This is a genomic window from Pseudomonas sp. NFR09 (assembly GCF_900111535.1).
GTDB lineage: Bacteria > Pseudomonadota > Gammaproteobacteria > Pseudomonadales > Pseudomonadaceae > Aquipseudomonas > Aquipseudomonas extremorientalis.
In genome coordinates this window covers 716,218-733,691 of sequence record NZ_FOIH01000002.1, presented here as the reverse complement: position 1 = coordinate 733,691, position 17,474 = coordinate 716,218, and the positions used below count along the sequence as shown (strand labels likewise).

Sequence of the window (17,474 nt, the reverse complement as noted above, 5' to 3'; positions counted from 1 at the left end):
ATAAGATGGCATTGAAATCCCCCGCGTTTCGTAGAAAATTTCCGTTGCTGGTAACCGGCAGTCTGCTGGCCCTGCAACCCTTCGCCACCTCATTCGTGGTCGCCGCGGAACAGTATGACTGCTCAGTCTCTGCTTCGGGTGCCTGGGATTGCGCGCCAAAAACCGCCGCAACCCCACTACCACCACGCCCGGTGCATGACGGTGCAGCCGTCAGCTCCGCCAACAGCACGGCGCAGGCCGATGCTGGCGGCAACGCCGAGGCCGAGCCCAAGACCGCTCTGGTCACCGAAGCCAAGGGCCGTGGCCTGCGTTCGCGCAGCGCCGACTACAGCCACCTGGACTGGGTGCCCCGCGACAAGCTGACCGCAGCACAGTTGGCCGAAACCGGCCCTTACTGCGGCGGTGCGTACATCGAGCCGACGCGTCCTGGCATGAACGACAAGACGAACAAGAGCGATGCGCCCACCTTCATCGGTGCCAAGGCCTCTCGTTACGAGCAGGAACAACAGGTGGCAACCCTGGCCGGTGACGTCGTCATGCGCCAGGGCAGCATGCAACTGGAATCCGAGGAAGCCAGCCTGTACCAGGCCGAGAACCGTGGCGAGCTGAACGGCAACGTTCGTTTACGCGACAACGGCGCATTGATCGTGGGCGATCACGCCGAAGTCCAACTGGACACTGGCGCCGCCCAGATCGACAACGCCGAATATGTGATGCACAAATCGCGTATCCGCGGTAACGCGCTGTACGCCAAGCGTGCCGAGAACGCGATCATCCGTCTCAAGGACGGTACGTACACCACCTGCGAGCCAGACAGCAACGCCTGGCAGCTCAAGGGCAACAACATCACGTTGAACCCGGCCACCGGTTTCGGTACGGCCACCAACGCGACGTTGCGGGTCAAGAACATTCCGATCCTGTACACCCCCTACATCTATTTCCCGATCGACGACCGTCGTCAGTCCGGCTTCCTGCCACCGAGCTTCAGCACCGGCAGCGAAACCGGCTTTACCTTGGTCACGCCGTACTACTTCAACCTGGCGCCGAACTACGACGCCACGTTGTACCCGCAGTACATGACCAAGCGTGGCTTGTTGATGGAAGGCGAATTCCGCTACCTCACCAAGTCCAGCGAAGGCCAGTTCGGCGGCGCGTACCTGAACGACGACAGCGACGAGCGGAAAAAGCAGACCGATTACGAAAAAACCCGCTACATGCTCAACTGGCAACACAAGGGCGGGCTGGACTCGCGTGTACTGACCCAGGTCGACTACACCAAGATCAGCGATCCTTACTACTTCCAGGACCTCAAGTCCTATCAGGAAGGCGTCGAGAGCCGCGACTACATCAACCAGCAGGGTTCGGTAACTTATCGCGGCGACAGCTTCCAGGCTCGCTTGAACCTGCAGGCCTACCAGTTGGCAACGATTTCCCAGGTCACTCCGTATGACCGCCTGCCGCAGATCACCTTCAACGGCACGCTGCCGTACCATCCAGGTGGCCTTAACTTCAGCTACGAGACCGAAGCCGTGCGTTTCGATCGCGATCTGGAGAACGGCAACTTTATCAATGAGAACGGTGACTCAGAAGCCCGCCTGGACACCTACGTCCGCGGCCTGACCCGTGCCAACGGCACGCGCCTGAACGTAGCCCCAGCCGTCGAATACCCGATGAACTGGACCTACGGCTTCATCACGCCGAAGCTCAAGTACGTGTACACCAAGTATGACTTGGACCTAGACAACATCGGCAAGAACCAGATCGTTGCCGACCAGGCCGCAGCAGCCAGGAACGGTACCCAGTACGCCGGTGGTACGTTCAAAAGCTCCCAGGACCGTGCGGTTCCGATTGCTAGCGTCGACAGCGGCCTGTATTTCGACCGCAACACCAACTGGTTCGGCAAAGAGTATCGCCAGACCCTTGAGCCGCGTGCGTTCTACCTGTACGTACCGAACAAGGACCAGGCTGATATCCCGGTCTTCGACACCAGCGAGTACTCGTTCAGCTACGCGTCGCTGTTCCGCGATAACCGCTTCAGCGGCACCGACCGCATCGGCGACGAAAACAAGCTGTCCCTGGGCTTGACCAGCCGCTGGATCGAAGAGAACGGCTTCGAGCGTCAGCGCGTATCCGTCGGCCAGGCCGTGTACTTCAAGGACCGTGAAGTTCAACTTCCAGGTATCCTGGCGGCGGACCGTGCCGACGCACAGTCCGACGTTTCGCCGGTTGCCCTGGACTACGAGTTCCGCTTCAACCGTGACTGGCGCGCCACTGCCGACTACAACTGGGACACCGAGGAACACAGCCCTCGTTCCGGTAGCGCGATGCTGCACTACCAGCCGGAAGACAACCCGAACAAGATCATCAACGTCGGTTATCGCTATCGCAATGACCAAGTCGTCTACAACCAGCTGACCGGCAAATGGCAGTTCGGTGGTGACTACGGGCAACCAGGTGATCCGAACTTCGTGAAGGATTACTACAAGATCCAGCAACACGACTTCTCGATGATGTGGCCGATCATTCCACAATGGAACCTGATCACTCGCTGGCAGTACGACTACGCCCGCAACCGTACCCTGGAAGCCTTCGGTGGTTTCGAGTACGACAACTGCTGCTGGAAACTGCGCGTCATCAACCGTTACTGGGTTTCCAACGACGAATACAGCCAGATCGCCCCGCTTAACGAAAAGGGTGACCACGGGCTCTTCTTCCAGATCGTCCTCAAAGGACTCGGCGGCCTGACCGGCGCCAAGGTAGAGAGCTTCCTCGACAAAGGCATTGAAGGTTATCGTGAACGTGAAGACCAAGCTTTCTGATTGTCTGCGCCCGCTAGTGCTGGGCGCGCTGTTCCTGGGTGCCGCATCGGTACACGCTGCGGTTCAAGAACTGGATAAGGTCGTGGCCATCGTCGATAACGACGTGATCATGCAGAGCCAACTGGACCAGCGCGTCAAGGAAGTCCAGCAGACCATCGCCAAGCGTGGCGGTGGCGTGCCGCCGACCAGCGTCCTGGACCAGCAGGTGCTGGAGCGCCTGATCGTCGAGAACCTGCAACTGCAGATCGGCGATCGTTCCGGCATCCGTATTTCGGACGAAGAACTGAACCAGGCAGTCGGCACCATTGCCCAGCGCAACAACATGAGCATCGATCAATTCCGCGCGGCCCTGGCCCACGATGGCCTTTCGTATGACGACGCCCGTGACCAGATCCGCCGTGAAATGATCATCAGCCGTGTGCGTCAGCGCCGTGTTGCCGAGCGGGTCCAGGTATCCGAACAGGAAGTGAAGAACTTCCTGGCATCGGACCTCGGCAAGATGCAACTCTCCGAAGAACTGCACCTGGCCAATATCCTGATCCCGACACCGGACAGCGCCAACTCCGAGCAGCTCAATGCCGCCGCCGCCAAGACCCAGGCTATCTATGATCGCCTCAAGGCCGGTGCTGATTTCGCCCAGATGGCCATTGCCCAATCCGGTAGCGACAACGCCCTCGAGGGCGGCGACATGGGCTGGCGTAAAGCCGCTCAGTTGCCACCTCCGTTCGACCGTGAACTGAGCGCCATGGCCGTGGGTGATATCACCAAACCAGCCCGCACCCCAGGTGGTTTCATCATCCTGAAGTTGCTGGAGCGTCGCGGTGGCGAGACCTCGCTTAAAGACGAAGTGCATGTTCGTCATATCCTGGTCAAACCAAGCGAAATCCGCACCGAAGCGCAAACCAAGGAACTGGCCCAGAAGATCTACGACCGCATCGAAAGCGGTGAAGACTTCGCCACCCTGGCCAAGAGTTTCTCGGAAGACTCGGGTTCTGCCCTCAACGGCGGCGACCTGAACTGGATCGACCCGAAAGCCCTGGTGCCGGAGTTCCAGCAGGTGATGGCCGATACGCCGCAGGGCGTGTTGTCCAAGCCGTTCAAGACCCAATATGGCTGGCATGTGCTGGAAGTCCTTGGCCGTCGCGCCACCGACAACACCAGCCAGGCCCGCGAGCAACAAGCGCTGAACGTACTGCGTAACCGCAAATACGATGAAGAACTGCAAACCTGGCTGCGTCAGATCCGTGACGAAGCCTACGTTGAAATCAAGCTACCAGGCGCCCAGACAGGCACCGACCAGGCAGTGCAGTGAAACCCCAGCGTTTCGCGGTGACACCCGGCGAGCCGGCCGGCATTGGTCCTGACCTGTGCCTGCTGCTCGCCTCGCAACCCCAGCCACACCCCCTGATCGCCATTACCAGCCGTGACCTGCTCCTTGAGCGGGCCGCGCAGCTGGGTGTGGCAGTCACTTTGCTGGACGTGGCGCCGGGCAACTGGCCGGACCTGCCCGCCCCCGCCGGCAGCCTGTATGTGTGGGACACCCCACTGCAGGCCAAAGTCGTCGCCGGGCAACTGGACAAGGCCAACGCAGCGTTCGTGCTCGAAACCCTGACCCGCGCCGGGCAAGGCTGCATCGACGGCGACTTCGCCGGCATGATCACCGCACCCGTGCACAAGGGCGTGATCAACGAATCCGGCATCGCCTTTTCCGGCCACACCGAATTCCTTGCCGAACTGACCCACACTGAGCAAGTGGTGATGATGTTGGCCACGCGCGGCCTGCGGGTCGCCCTGGTGACCACGCACCTGCCACTGCGCGACATTGCCGATGCCATCACCGTCGAGCGACTGGAGCGCGTGACACGCATCCTGCACGCCGACCTGCAACAGAAATTCGGCATCGCCCAACCGCGCATCCTGGTCTGTGGGCTTAACCCCCACGCCGGTGAAGGCGGCCACTTGGGCCACGAAGAAATCGACATCATCGAACCCACCCTGGAGCGTCTGCGCCAAGAAGGCATGGACCTGCACGGCCCGCTGCCTGCGGACACTCTGTTTACCCCCAAATATCTGGAGCACTGCGATGCAGTGCTGGCGATGTACCACGACCAGGGACTGCCGGTGCTTAAATACAAAGGCTTCGGCGCCGCCGTCAACGTGACATTGGGCTTGCCGATCATCCGCACCTCCGTCGACCATGGCACCGCCCTGGACCTGGCGGGCAGCGGCAGGATCGATACCGGTAGCCTGCACGTGGCCCTGGAAACCGCCTATCAGATGGCCGAGACCCGTATATGACTGAGCATTACCAACACCGGGCGCGCAAGCGCTTCGGGCAAAACTTCCTGCACGACGCTGGCGTGATCGACCGCATCCTGCGCTCCATCCATGCCAAGCCCGAAGACCGTCTGCTGGAAATCGGCCCGGGCCAGGGCGCGCTGACTCAAGGCCTGCTGGCCAGCGGCGGCCAATTGGATGTGGTGGAGCTGGACAAGGACCTGATCCCGATTCTCAACCAGCAGTTCGCCGGCAAGCCCAACTTCAACCTGCATCAGGGCGATGCGCTGAAGTTCGACTTCAACACTCTCAACGCCGCACCCAACAGCCTGCGCGTGGTGGGTAACCTGCCGTATAACATCTCTACGCCGCTGATTTTCCACCTGCTGAACAACGCCGGGATCATCCGCGACATGCACTTCATGCTGCAAAAGGAAGTGGTCGAACGCCTCGCGGCAGGCCCTGGCGGTGGTGATTGGGGCCGCCTGTCGATCATGGTTCAGTACCACTGCCGCGTCGAACACCTGTTCAACGTCGGTCCGGGTGCCTTCAACCCGCCGCCGAAGGTCGATTCGGCGATTGTGCGCCTGGTGCCCCACGCGGTACTGCCGCACCCGGCCAAAGACCATCGCCTGCTGGAACGCGTCGTACGCGAAGCGTTCAACCAGCGCCGCAAGACCCTGCGCAACACGCTCAAGGCCTTGCTGAGCAACGCCGAGATCGAAGCTGCCGGCGTCGATGGCAGCCTGCGTCCCGAGCAACTGGACCTGGCCGCGTTCGTACGCCTGGCCGACCAGTTGGCCATCCAGCCTGCGCCCGCAGCGCAATAGAGCATCCCGGGGATAGGCCAGACAGCATGTCTGGCCTAGTGCCCACCTCTTGGCCTAGACTGACCCGCATCTGCTGTCCTCTGCTTTTAAGGCCTCTTGCATGTCCGATCCTCGCTACCAGATCGACGTCAGCGTCGTCACCCGCTTCCTGGCGGACCAATCGCAACCTGAACAGAACCGCTTCGCCTTTGCCTACACCATCACGGTGAAAAACAACGGGCTGGTACCGGCCAAGTTGCTGTCACGCCACTGGGTGATCACCGACGGTGACGGCCAGGTCGAAGAAGTGCGCGGCGCAGGCGTGGTCGGCCAGCAGCCGCTGATCGACAGCGGCGCCAGCCACACCTACAGCAGCGGCACGGTGATGACCTCCAAGGTCGGCACCATGCAAGGCTCGTATCAAATGAAGGCCACCGACGGCCAACTGTTCGACGCCATCATCGCGCCGTTCCGTCTTGCCGTGCCGGGAGCCCTGCACTGATGACGACGTATGCGGTCGGCGACCTGCAAGGTTGCCTGGAGCCGCTCAAGTGCCTGCTTGAGCGCGTAGCCTTCGATCCGGCAAGTGACCGCCTGTGGTTGGTCGGTGACCTGGTCAATCGCGGCCCGCAGTCCCTGGAGACGCTGCGCTACTTATATAGCCTGCGCGATTCCCTGGTGTGCGTATTGGGCAACCACGACCTGCACCTGCTGGCGGCCGGCAACAACATCGAGCGCCTGAAAAAGGGCGATACCTTGCGGGAAATCCTCGAAGCGCCCGATCGCGCCGCGTTGCTCGACTGGTTGCGCCGCCAGAAAATCATGCATTACGACGAAGGCCGTGACGTGGCCCTGGTCCATGCAGGCATCCCGCCCCAATGGTCATTGAAGAAAGCACTCAAGTGCGCCGCTGAAGTCGAGAGCGCCCTGACCGATGACAATCTGTACACCGCCTACCTCGACGGGATGTACGGCAACGAGCCGGTGAAGTGGGACAACGACCTGACCGGCGTCGCACGCCTGCGGGTCATCACCAACTACTTCACGCGCATGCGCTTCTGCACCGCCGAGGGCAAGCTGGATCTCAAGAGCAAGGAAGGCGCCGACACCGCGCTTCCCGGCTATAAGCCTTGGTTCGCCCACAAAGAACGCAAGACCCGTGACACCAGGATCATTTTCGGTCACTGGGCTGCACTTGAAGGCAAGTGCGATGAGCCTGGCGTATTCGCCCTCGACACCGGTTGCGTGTGGGGCGGCGCCATGACGCTGATGAACGTCGACACCGGCGAGCGTTATAGCTGCCAGTGCGAATCCCCCCTGCCCGTTACATTGCCGGCCACCGCCAGGCCCTAGGAGCCATCCATGAGCGAATTCAAACGTATCCCTCCCGAACAAGCCCAGGCCCTGCGCGAGCAAGGTGCCGTGGTGGTCGATATCCGCGACCAGCCGACCTACAACGCCGCGCACATCACCGGTGCCAGGCACCTGGACAACGTCAACATCGCCGACTTCATCCGCGCCGCAGACCTTGACGCACCGGTAATCGTGGCCTGCTACCACGGCAACTCCAGCCAGAGCGCGGCGGCCTACCTGATCAGCCAGGGCTTCTCCGACGTCTACAGCCTGGACGGCGGCTTTGAGCTGTGGCGTACGACCTATCCTGCGGAAATTTCCTCGGGCGATTCGCAATAATTTTTTTCACACCCCGCTACCCCGCGTGACGCTTGGGCTTGCGCCGTTTCTGACGAACGGCGCAGCCAAACTAATTGCGCATCGCGCCTTGACCTCTCCGATTCCGAACTATCCTTAAGCGCAGGCCATCCGAATCAGGGGAGAGCCGGTACACCGGCGTGCGGGTCATCGGTAGCGTTTCAGGGTGTTCTGGGGGGAAAACAGCCATTGGCGTCTGCCAATGTCTGCCAGCATCGACTGATTGATCCGGCGTCGGCTCCACGTATCGAGCGAGGTGACGACGTCATGAGTATTTTTAGCCACTTCAAAAACCGCTTCGAATCCACACAGCAGGAAGAACTCACGCTGCAAGAGTATCTCGAGCTGTGCAAACAGGATCGCAGCACCTATGCGTCTGCCGCCGAACGTTTGCTGCTGGCGATAGGCGAGCCGCAACTGATAGACACCTCGAACAATTCGCGGCTGTCGCGAATATTCTCCAACAAGGTGATCCGTCGCTACCCGGCCTTTGAAGACTTCCATGGGATGGAAGAATGCATCGACCAGATCGTCTCCTACTTCCGCCATGCCGCCCAAGGCCTGGAAGAGAAGAAACAGATCCTCTACCTGCTCGGCCCCGTCGGCGGCGGCAAGTCGTCCCTGGCCGAGAAGCTCAAACAACTGATCGAGAAGGTGCCCTTCTACGCCATCAAGGGCTCGCCGGTCTTCGAGTCGCCCCTGGGCCTGTTCAACGCCACGGAAGATGGCGCGATCCTCGAAGAAGACTTCGGCATCCCGCGCCGCTACCTCAACACCATCATGTCGCCCTGGGCCACCAAGCGCCTGGCCGAGTTCGGCGGTGACATCAGCCAGTTCCGCGTGGTCAAGCTCTACCCGTCCATCCTCAACCAGATCGGCGTGGCCAAGACCGAACCGGGCGATGAGAACAACCAGGACATCTCGGCCCTCGTGGGTAAGGTCGATATCCGCAAACTCGAGGAATTCCCGCAGAACGACGCCGACGCCTACAGCTATTCCGGCGCGCTGTGCCGGGCCAACCAGGGCCTGATGGAGTTCGTGGAGATGTTCAAGGCACCGATCAAGGTGCTGCACCCACTGCTTACCGCCACACAGGAAGGCAACTACAACAGTACCGAAGGCCTCGGTGCGATTCCGTTTACCGGGATCCTGCTGGCCCACTCCAACGAATCGGAGTGGCACACCTTCCGCAACAACAAGAACAACGAAGCCTTCATCGACCGGATCTATATCGTCAAGGTGCCTTACTGCCTGCGGGTCAGCGATGAAATCAAGATCTACGACAAGCTGCTGTTCAACAGCTCCCTGTCCAAGGCGCATTGCGCACCCGACACCTTGAAGATGCTTGCCCAGTTCACCGTGCTGTCACGCCTCAAGGAGCCGGAAAACTCGAATATTTACTCGAAGATGCGCGTGTACGACGGCGAAAACCTCAAGGATACCGACCCCAAGGCCAAATCGATCCAGGAATACCGCGATACCGCCGGCGTGGATGAGGGCATGAACGGCCTGTCGACGCGCTTTGCGTTCAAGATCCTGTCCAAGGTCTTCAACTTCGACCCTCACGAAATTGCCGCCAACCCGGTGCACTTGCTCTATGTGCTGGAACAGCAGATCGAACAGGAGCAATTCCAGGCGGAAACCCGCGAACGCTACCTGCGCTTCCTCAAGGAATACCTGGCGCCGCGCTACATCGAGTTCATCGGCAAGGAAATCCAGACTGCGTACCTGGAGTCCTACAGCGAGTACGGCCAGAACATCTTCGACCGCTACGTGCTGTACGCCGACTTCTGGATCCAGGACCAGGAATACCGCGACCCGGAAACCGGCGAGATCCTCAACCGCGTCGCCCTCAACGAGGAACTGGAAAAGATCGAAAAACCCGCCGGCATCAGCAATCCGAAGGATTTCCGCAACGAAATCGTCAACTTCGTGCTGCGCGCCCGCGCCAACAACAATGGCAAGAACCCGACCTGGCTCAGCTACGAGAAGCTGCGGGTGGTCATCGAGAAGAAGATGTTCTCCAACACCGAGGACTTGCTGCCGGTCATCAGCTTCAACGCCAAGGCCAGCAAGGAGGATCAGCAAAAACACAACGACTTCGTCACACGAATGGTCGAGCGCGGCTACACCGACAAACAGGTACGGCTGCTGTCCGAGTGGTACCTGCGGGTGCGCAAATCGCAGTAAGGCAGCGACAGGCGTGCGCTGCCGGGCTTCTGGCCTGGCAGCCGACCGCTTGTCTCTAAGCTTCCAGCTCGCGGCTTGAAGCTTGTAACGTGAAGCTGCCCGGAGGGCTCCCCATGAGCTATGTGATCGACCGACGCCTCAATGGCAAGAACAAGAGCACGGTAAACCGCCAGCGTTTCCTGCGGCGTTACCGTGACCACATCAAAAAGGCCGTCGAAGAGGCCGTCAGTCGCCGCTCCATCACGGACATGGAGCATGGCGAACAAATCAGCATTCCCGGACGGGACATTGACGAACCGGTGCTGCACCACGGCCGGGGCGGTAAACAGACCGTCGTGCACCCCGGCAACAAGGAGTTCACCACCGGCGAGCATATCCAGCGTCCCCAAGGGGGTGGCGGCGGCAAAGGTCCGGGCAAGGCGGGCAACTCCGGCGAAGGCATGGACGAGTTCGTGTTCCAGATCACCCAGGAAGAATTCCTCGAATTCATGTTCGAGGACCTGGAACTGCCCAACCTGGTCAAGCGCAACCTGACCGGTACCGACACCTTCAAGACCGTACGCGCGGGTATCAGCAACGAGGGCAACCCCTCGCGCATCAACATCATCCGCACCCTGCGCTCGGCCCATGCCCGGCGTATCGCACTGTCGGGCAGCAGCCGCGCCAAACTGAAGGAGGCCAAGGAAGAGTTAGCGCGCTTGAAGCGTGAAGAACCGGACAACTTCGGGGATATCCAGCAAATAGAGGCAGAAATCGAGAAACTCAGCGCGCGTATTCACCGCGTGCCGTTCCTCGATACCTTTGACTTGAAATACAACCTGCTGGTCAAGCAACCCAACCCCAGCTCCAAGGCCGTGATGTTCTGCCTGATGGACGTGTCCGGCTCCATGACCCAGGCCACCAAGGACATCGCCAAGCGCTTCTTCATCCTGCTGTATCTGTTCCTCAAGCGGAACTACGACAAGATCGACGTGGTATTTATCCGCCATCACACCAGCGCCCGGGAAGTCGACGAAGAGGAGTTCTTTTACTCACGGGAAACCGGCGGCACCATCGTCTCCAGCGCCTTGAAGTTGATGCAGGAGATCATGGCCGAGCGCTACCCGGCCAATGAGTGGAACATCTACGCCGCGCAAGCCTCGGACGGTGACAACTGGAACGACGATTCGCCCATCTGCCGCGACATCCTGATCAACCAGATCATGCCGTTCGTGCAGTACTACACGTATGTCGAAATTACCCCCCGTGAGCACCAGGCGCTGTGGTTCGAATACGAGCGCATCGGCGAAGCCTTCGCCGACACGTTCGCCCAGCAGCAACTGGTCTCGGCCGGCGATATCTACCCGGTCTTCCGTGAACTCTTCCAGCGCAGGTTAGTGACATGACCGCCAAAAAAGAGCAAAAACGCCACCCCATCTCCACGGGGTCAGAGTGGACCTTTGAACTGATCCAGGCTTATGACCGGGAAATCAGCCGTATCGCCGCGGGGTATGCCCTGGACACCTACCCCAACCAGATCGAAGTGATTACCGCCGAACAGATGATGGATGCCTACGCCTCGGTGGGCATGCCGCTGGGCTATCACCACTGGTCCTACGGCAAGCACTTCCTCAGCACCGAAAAGTCCTACACCCGCGGCCAGATGGGCCTGGCCTACGAGATCGTGATCAACTCCGACCCGTGCATCGCCTACCTGATGGAAGAAAACACCATCTGCATGCAGGCACTGGTGGTGGCCCACGCCTGCTACGGGCATAACAGCTTCTTCAAGGGCAACTACCTGTTCCGCACCTGGACCGACGCCAGTTCGATCATCGATTACCTGGTGTTTGCCAAGCAGTACATCATGCAGTGCGAGGAGCGCCACGGCATCGATGCGGTAGAGGACCTGCTCGACTCCTGCCACGCGCTGATGAACTACGGTGTCGACCGCTACAAGCGCCCCTACCCGATTTCCGCCGAGGAAGAACGCCTGCGCCAGAAGGAGCGCGAAGAACACCTGCAGAAGCAGATCAATGACCTGTGGCGCACCATTCCCAAAAAGACAGGAAAAAACAGCGACAAGGATAATGTACGCTTCCCCGCCGAACCTCAGGAAAACATCCTGTACTTCCTGGAAAAACACGCGCCGTTGCTGGAGCCCTGGCAGCGGGAAATCGTGCGTATTGTGCGCAAGATCGCGCAGTATTTTTATCCACAGCGCCAGACCCAGGTGATGAACGAAGGCTGGGCCACGTTCTGGCACTACACACTGATGAATGACCTGTACGACGAAGGCCTGGTCACCGACGGCTTCATGATGGAATTCCTCACCTCCCACACCAGCGTGGTCTTCCAACCCGGCTTCGACAGCCCTTACTACAATGGCATCAACCCTTATGCGCTGGGCTTTGCGATGTACCGCGATATCCGCCGCATGTGCGAGCACCCCACCGAAGAAGACCGCCGCTGGTTCCCGGAAATCGCCGGCAGCGACTGGCTCTCCACCATCAAGTTCGCCATGAGCAGCTTCAAGGACGAGAGTTTTATCCTGCAGTACCTGTCACCTCAGGTGATCCGCGACCTCAAGCTGTTCAGCATCCTCGACGACGACCTCAAGGATGACCTGGTGGTGCCGGCCATCCACGACGAGCCTGGCTATCGCACCATCCGTGAAACCCTGGCGGCGCAGTACAACCTGGGCAACCGCGAGCCCAACGTGCAGATCTACAGTATCGACGTGCGCGGCGACCGCTCGCTGACCCTGCGGCACCAGCAGCACGATCGCAAACCTTTGGGGGAATCCACCGAGGAAGTACTCAAGCACCTGCATCGGCTGTGGGGCTTCGATATTCACCTGGAAACCCTGCAAGGCGATCAGGTGATGAAGACCCACCATGTGCCACCGCGCAGCGATCACAACGACAACGACTACGGTCGCCTGGATCTGGCTGTCGTTCATCTCTGAAACAGCAAAGCCTCCATTGGTCAGGCACAGGCGGTATCCTGTGCCGCTAACGGAGGCTTTTTCATGAAAACCTATAAAGTCGGCGGTGCGGTACGGGATCGCCTCTTGGGCATCCCGGTCACCGATATTGACCGCGTCGTGGTGGGCGCGACTGCCGAAGAGATGCTCGCCAAGGGCTATAAGCCGGTGGGCGCAGACTTCCCAGTGTTCCTCGATCCAACGAACGGCGACGAGTACGCCCTCGCCCGCACCGAACGCAAGAGTGGCCGGGGTTACGGCGGCTTTGTGTTTCACGCGAGCCCCGAAGTGACGCTGGAAGAAGACCTGATCCGTCGCGACCTGACCATCAACGCCATGGCGCAAGACGATGACGGTAACTTGATCGACCCTTATCACGGCCAACGCGATCTTCAAGCGCGCATTCTGCGCCACGTTTCCCCGGCGTTCGCCGAAGATCCCCTGCGCGTACTGCGAGTGGCACGATTTGCTGCACGTTATGCGCCCCTGGGGTTCACCGTCGCGCCGGAAACACTGGAGCTGATGCGTCAACTCAGCGAATCCGGCGAACTGGAAGCCCTGACGCCGGAGCGCAGCTGGAAAGAAATCTCCCGGGCGCTGATGGAAGATCAACCTCAGGTGTTTATTCAGGTGCTGCGTGACTGCCAGGCCCTGAAAACCTTGATGCCCGAAGTCGATGCACTGTTCGGCGTGCCACAACCCGAAGCCCATCACCCGGAAATCGACACCGGCGTGCACACCCTCAGCGTGCTAGAACAAGCCGCTTTGCATCAACAGCCACTGACTGTGCGCTGGGCCTGCCTGCTCCACGACCTGGGCAAGGGTACGACGCCTGTGGATAAGTTGCCGCAGCACATCGCCCACGAACACCGGGGCTTGAAGCTGATCAAGGCGGTCAACGAACGCTTCAAGGTGCCGAGGGATTGCCAGGAATTAGCACTGCTGGTGGGCCAATATCACACCCACGGCCATCGCGCTCTGGAGCTGAAGGCCTCGACATTGCTGGAGTTGCTGCAAAGCTTCGACGTGTACCGGCGGCCACAGCGCTTTGAAGAGTTCGTGGTCGCCTGCGAGATGGACGCCCGAGGCCGCAAGGGTCTGGAGCAAAGAAGTTATCCACAGGCGGATTATTTGCGCGGAGCGGCAAAAGCAGCTCGCGAGGTTGCGGTGGCCCCCCTGCTGGAGAAAGGCTTCAAAGGCCCGGAGCTGGGTGAGGCGCTCAAACGCGAACGGCTCAAGGCACTAAAAACCTACAAGGAACAACACGCACTCATTTAGGAGCGAGCTTGCTCGCGAAGAACGTCAACGATAACGCAGCGCTCTCCGGTTTTTCGCGAGCAAGCCCGGCTCCTACAGGAGAGCGCCCGGCGTCAGTTGTCGGCCCTGCCATTCAAACGCGACAGGCGCCAGCACTTGGTCGATCTGCGTATCGCGCCACAAATCGGCCAGCGTCTTGCCCACCTCAGGATGCACGCGTTCCGGCGCCATCAGCGACAGCGGCCACAACACAAAGGCGTTTTTCAGGATTTCCGCACGCGGCAAAACCAAACCATCGAAATTGCCCACCAGATCGCCATACAACAACACGTCGATATCCAACGGCAGCCCTTTGCGGTCCGGCGCATAACGACCGTTGTCGGCCTCGATGAATTTCAACCGGCGGTCCAGTTCCATCAACGGCAGATCGGTATACGCCGACACCACCAGATTGAAGAACGGCCCACTCTTGATGCCCACCGGCTGGCTTTCGAACACCGCCGAGCAACGCATATCGGTCAAGAAACTCGCCAGCGCATCCAAGCCGGCGCACAGGTGAGACTCGCGCTCGATATTGCTGCCTAGGCCAAGGTAAACCTGAGTTAGCGACATCCGCGCTCGATCTCCACGCCCACGCCTTTGGCAGCCGGCACGGCACCAGGCTTGGTCAGCTTGAGGTGCAGCCAGGGAATCTGGAATTCATTCATCAACACTTGCGCGAGGCGTTCGGCAAAGGTTTCCACCAGTTGGTACTGGGATTGCTCGGCAAAGGCCTGGATGCGCGCGGACACGCTGGCGTAATCCAGCGCAAGGGTCAGGTCGTCACCGGCCGCAGCCGGGCGGTTGTCCCAGGCAAAGCTCAGGTCCAGGCGCAGGCATTGGCGGATTCCGCGCTCCCAGTCGTAGGCCCCGATGACGGTGTCGACTTCCAGGCCTTCGATAAACACTCTGTCCAAGCACTCTTCTCCGCAGCACGACAAGGGCGCGATGCCCCGTTAGAATCAGGGCGTCCTCGCCCGGAATAGTTAGCATGTTTTGGTCACTGGCGATCTTCGCCTACCTGCTCGGCTCGCTGTCCTTCGCCATTTTGCTCAGCCGCCTGACGGGAAACCCCGATCCGCGAATGAGTGGCTCAGGCAATGCCGGCGCCACCAATATGTTGCGCCTGGCCGGCAAGAAACTCGCCGTACTGACGCTACTGGGCGACCTGTGCAAGGGCTTGTTGCCCGTGCTGATCGCCAGCCTCGCCGGCCTGCCTCTGCAACAACAGGCCTGGATCGGCGTCTGCGCGGTCCTGGGCCATCTGTTTCCCCTGTACTTCCGCTTTCGTGGCGGCAAAGGCGTCGCCACGGCGGCCGGCATGTTGCTGGGGATCTACCCACCGGCAGCGTTACTGGCTGTACTCGCCTGGCTGTTGACGTTCTACCTGACCCGCACCAGCTCACTCGCCGCACTGATCGCCACCCCGCTCACCCTGCCGCTACTGGCCTGGCAAGAACCGGCGGCGCTGCTGCCGATGAGCGTGCTGACACTGCTGATCGTCTGGCGCCACCGTGGCAATTTACGCGACCTGTTTGCCGGGCGCGAACGGCATTTTTAAATACCGTCAATTCAGGTTGCGGTGTTACAGCGGCGACAACTGCTCCATCGGCCAGCGCGCCTGCACGCTGATCGCCAGGCTTTCATGCTGCCCGGCCTGCAGGCGCTGGCAACCGGCGTAGGCGATCATCGCGCCGTTGTCGGTGCAGAACTCCGGACGTGCGTAGAACACATCGCCCTTCATATCGCTGAGCATTTTTTCCAGCGAAGTGCGCAAAGCCTTGTTGGCACTGACGCCGCCGGCGATCACCAGGCGCTTCATGCCCGCCTGTTTCAGGGCGCGCTTGCACTTGATGGTCAAAGTCTCCACCACGGCCTGCTGGAACGCCAGCGCGATGTCGCAACGGGCTTGCTCACTGTCGTCCCCGGCGCTGACGCTCTGCTGCCAGGTGTTCAGCGCGGAGGTTTTCAAGCCGCTGAAGCTGAACATCAGGCCTGGGCGATCACACATCGGGCGCGGGAAGGTGTAGCGGCCGGCCACGCCTTTTTCAGCGAGGCGTGCGATTTCCGGGCCACCCGGATAATTGAGGCCCATCATCTTCGCGGTCTTGTCGAACGCTTCACCGGCGGCGTCATCCAGGGATTCACCCAGAAGGGTGTATTGGCCGATGCCATCCACCTGAACCAACTGCGTATGGCCGCCCGAAACCAACAAAGCGACGAACGGGAACTGTGGCGGGGTTTTCTCCAGCATCGGAGCCAACAAATGGCCTTCCATATGGTGCACGCCGAGCGCCGGAATGCCCCAGGCAAACGCCAGCGCCTGAGCGCAAGAGGCCCCAACCAGCAGGGCCCCGACCAATCCGGGGCCGGCCGTGTAGGCGATAGCGTCGATCTCGGTCGGCACGCAGCCGGCCTCGTCCAGCACCTGGCGGATCAGGGGCAGCATGCGCTTGACGTGATCACGGCTGGCCAGCTCCGGCACCACGCCGCCATAGGCACGGTGCAGGTCGATCTGGCTGAACAGCGCATCGGCCAGGAGCCCGCGTTCACTGTCGTAAAGTGCGACACCGGTTTCGTCGCAGGAGGTTTCAAGTCCCAGTACTAGCATGGGTTTGCGCCTTGTAGAGGCTGAATTCGAAGGCGCGCATAATAGTCGCCACTCCCCCTCCCGACTAGCGGTTTTCGATCAGAGGCTTTGCATTCCGGGCAATGAGGGGTTAACATCCGCAACCCTTAAAAACCGACGACCTCAGCCGCGAATTTTTTGCGACGAGAACGTTGATCCCGGTAATGAAAGAAGGTAGCTCTGGATGCCAGCCGTCAAAGTTAAAGAGAACGAACCCTTCGACGTAGCTCTGCGTCGTTTCAAGCGCTCCTGCGAAAAAGCCGGTGTACTGGCTGAAGTTCGTAGCCGCGAATTTTACGAGAAGCCAACTTCTGAGCGTAAGCGTAAAGCAGCAGCCGCTGTCAAGCGTCACGCCAAGAAAGTTCAGCGCGAACAGCGCCGCGCCGTTCGTCTGTACTAATACACAGACGTTCGTAGCAAGCTTCTGCCAAGCCCGGCCCTCAGCCGGGCTAATGGCATTTGCGGATATCGCTTGATGCTTCACCGTTGACGCCGCACATGCGACCGAGACAACTGCTTCACACGTCAGGACTGGCTCTTTTGCCAGCGGTGCACGTCTCTTCTGACGAGCCTATCAAGGCTACTGACGAGCACACTCATTCTGTAAACAGCCGACCAACCGTGTCGACTGCGCCCAACGAGGCGTTTCCGAGGCCCGTCACCGGCCAAGACCGGGCGCCGGGGCAACATTTCCACACCGAAGACTGATCAGAAACTAACGTCAGTGAATATTCGGCAGATACACTTCCGTACACCCCATGCAGTCGCTGGATGCTCGA

16 protein-coding genes are annotated in these 17,474 nt (G+C 60.3%); 13 read left to right on the top strand and 3 right to left on the bottom strand.

Going from position 1 to position 17,474, the window contains the following annotated elements:
• Positions 1 to 5: 5 nt before the first annotated feature.
• The 11 genes from BMX59_RS07340 (at position 6) to BMX59_RS07290 (ending at position 14,048) form a co-directional block, all read left to right on the top strand.
• Positions 6 to 2,819 (top strand): LPS-assembly protein LptD, encoded by a 2,814-nt coding sequence (locus tag BMX59_RS07340; protein ID WP_093120858.1) that lies wholly within the window; start codon positions 6 to 8, stop codon positions 2,817 to 2,819.
• Positions 2,794 to 4,131 carry a peptidylprolyl isomerase gene (locus tag BMX59_RS07335; RefSeq protein ID WP_093120855.1) on the top strand — a complete coding sequence of 446 codons (1,338 nt, stop codon included), beginning with the start codon at positions 2,794 to 2,796 and terminating at the stop codon, positions 4,129 to 4,131. Before BMX59_RS07340 ends, BMX59_RS07335 begins: the two co-directional genes overlap by 26 nt.
• Positions 4,128 to 5,117, top strand: a complete 990-nt coding sequence (gene pdxA / locus BMX59_RS07330) for a 4-hydroxythreonine-4-phosphate dehydrogenase PdxA (RefSeq protein ID WP_093120852.1) — start codon at positions 4,128 to 4,130, stop codon at positions 5,115 to 5,117. Before BMX59_RS07335 ends, pdxA begins: the two co-directional genes overlap by 4 nt.
• On the top strand, positions 5,114 to 5,926 hold the full coding sequence (gene rsmA / locus BMX59_RS07325; RefSeq protein ID WP_071490236.1) for a 16S rRNA (adenine(1518)-N(6)/adenine(1519)-N(6))-dimethyltransferase RsmA: 813 nt from the start codon (positions 5,114 to 5,116) through the stop codon (positions 5,924 to 5,926). The genes pdxA and rsmA overlap by 4 nt, the downstream gene beginning before the upstream one ends.
• 100 nt (positions 5,927 to 6,026) lie before the next feature.
• The gene (gene apaG, locus BMX59_RS07320; protein ID WP_010206973.1) at positions 6,027 to 6,407 is read left to right on the top strand and encodes a Co2+/Mg2+ efflux protein ApaG; all 381 of its coding nucleotides are present in this window, start codon (positions 6,027 to 6,029) and stop codon (positions 6,405 to 6,407) included.
• Entirely contained in the window at positions 6,407 to 7,258 is an 852-nt protein-coding gene (locus tag BMX59_RS07315; RefSeq protein WP_093120849.1) for a symmetrical bis(5'-nucleosyl)-tetraphosphatase, read from the top strand. The genes apaG and BMX59_RS07315 overlap by 1 nt, the downstream gene beginning before the upstream one ends.
• Before the next feature lie 9 nt (positions 7,259 to 7,267).
• Complete coding sequence (gene glpE / locus BMX59_RS07310; RefSeq protein WP_092242303.1) at positions 7,268 to 7,597, top strand: thiosulfate sulfurtransferase GlpE; 330 nt, start codon at positions 7,268 to 7,270, stop codon at positions 7,595 to 7,597.
• A 285-nt stretch (positions 7,598 to 7,882) separates the two neighbouring features.
• Positions 7,883 to 9,805 (top strand): PrkA family serine protein kinase, encoded by a 1,923-nt coding sequence (locus BMX59_RS07305; RefSeq protein ID WP_071490239.1) that lies wholly within the window; start codon positions 7,883 to 7,885, stop codon positions 9,803 to 9,805.
• A gap of 113 nt (positions 9,806 to 9,918) precedes the next feature.
• The gene (locus BMX59_RS07300; protein ID WP_017138057.1) at positions 9,919 to 11,190 is read left to right on the top strand and encodes a YeaH/YhbH family protein; all 1,272 of its coding nucleotides are present in this window, start codon (positions 9,919 to 9,921) and stop codon (positions 11,188 to 11,190) included.
• On the top strand, positions 11,187 to 12,752 hold the full coding sequence (locus tag BMX59_RS07295) for a SpoVR family protein (protein ID WP_093120845.1): 1,566 nt from the start codon (positions 11,187 to 11,189) through the stop codon (positions 12,750 to 12,752). The genes BMX59_RS07300 and BMX59_RS07295 overlap by 4 nt, the downstream gene beginning before the upstream one ends.
• A gap of 63 nt (positions 12,753 to 12,815) precedes the next feature.
• Positions 12,816 to 14,048, top strand: coding sequence for a multifunctional CCA addition/repair protein (locus BMX59_RS07290; RefSeq protein ID WP_092242295.1), 1,233 nt, complete (start codon positions 12,816 to 12,818; stop codon positions 14,046 to 14,048).
• A gap of 72 nt (positions 14,049 to 14,120) precedes the next feature.
• Here BMX59_RS07290 and folK read toward each other — a convergent pair whose 3' ends face one another.
• Together folK and folB are read right to left on the bottom strand one after the other, a co-directional pair.
• Positions 14,121 to 14,639, bottom strand: a complete 519-nt coding sequence (folK, locus tag BMX59_RS07285) for a 2-amino-4-hydroxy-6-hydroxymethyldihydropteridine diphosphokinase (RefSeq protein ID WP_071490242.1) — start codon at positions 14,637 to 14,639, stop codon at positions 14,121 to 14,123.
• Positions 14,630 to 14,983 (bottom strand): dihydroneopterin aldolase, encoded by a 354-nt coding sequence (gene folB / locus BMX59_RS07280; protein WP_071490243.1) that lies wholly within the window; start codon positions 14,981 to 14,983, stop codon positions 14,630 to 14,632. The genes folK and folB overlap by 10 nt, the downstream gene beginning before the upstream one ends.
• A gap of 74 nt (positions 14,984 to 15,057) precedes the next feature.
• On the opposite strand from folB, the gene plsY reads away from it, so the two are divergent.
• Positions 15,058 to 15,627 carry a glycerol-3-phosphate 1-O-acyltransferase PlsY gene (plsY, locus tag BMX59_RS07275; protein ID WP_038843023.1) on the top strand — a complete coding sequence of 190 codons (570 nt, stop codon included), beginning with the start codon at positions 15,058 to 15,060 and terminating at the stop codon, positions 15,625 to 15,627.
• Between the two features lie 24 nt (positions 15,628 to 15,651).
• On the opposite strand, the gene tsaD is transcribed toward plsY, so the two are convergent.
• The gene (gene tsaD, locus BMX59_RS07270) at positions 15,652 to 16,677 is read right to left on the bottom strand and encodes a tRNA (adenosine(37)-N6)-threonylcarbamoyltransferase complex transferase subunit TsaD (RefSeq protein ID WP_092242291.1); all 1,026 of its coding nucleotides are present in this window, start codon (positions 16,675 to 16,677) and stop codon (positions 15,652 to 15,654) included.
• Positions 16,678 to 16,879: 202 nt separating this feature from the next.
• Between tsaD and rpsU the strand changes: the two genes are divergently transcribed.
• The gene (gene rpsU / locus BMX59_RS07265) at positions 16,880 to 17,095 is read left to right on the top strand and encodes a 30S ribosomal protein S21 (protein WP_002551877.1); all 216 of its coding nucleotides are present in this window, start codon (positions 16,880 to 16,882) and stop codon (positions 17,093 to 17,095) included.
• The last annotated feature ends 379 nt before the right edge of the window (positions 17,096 to 17,474 follow it).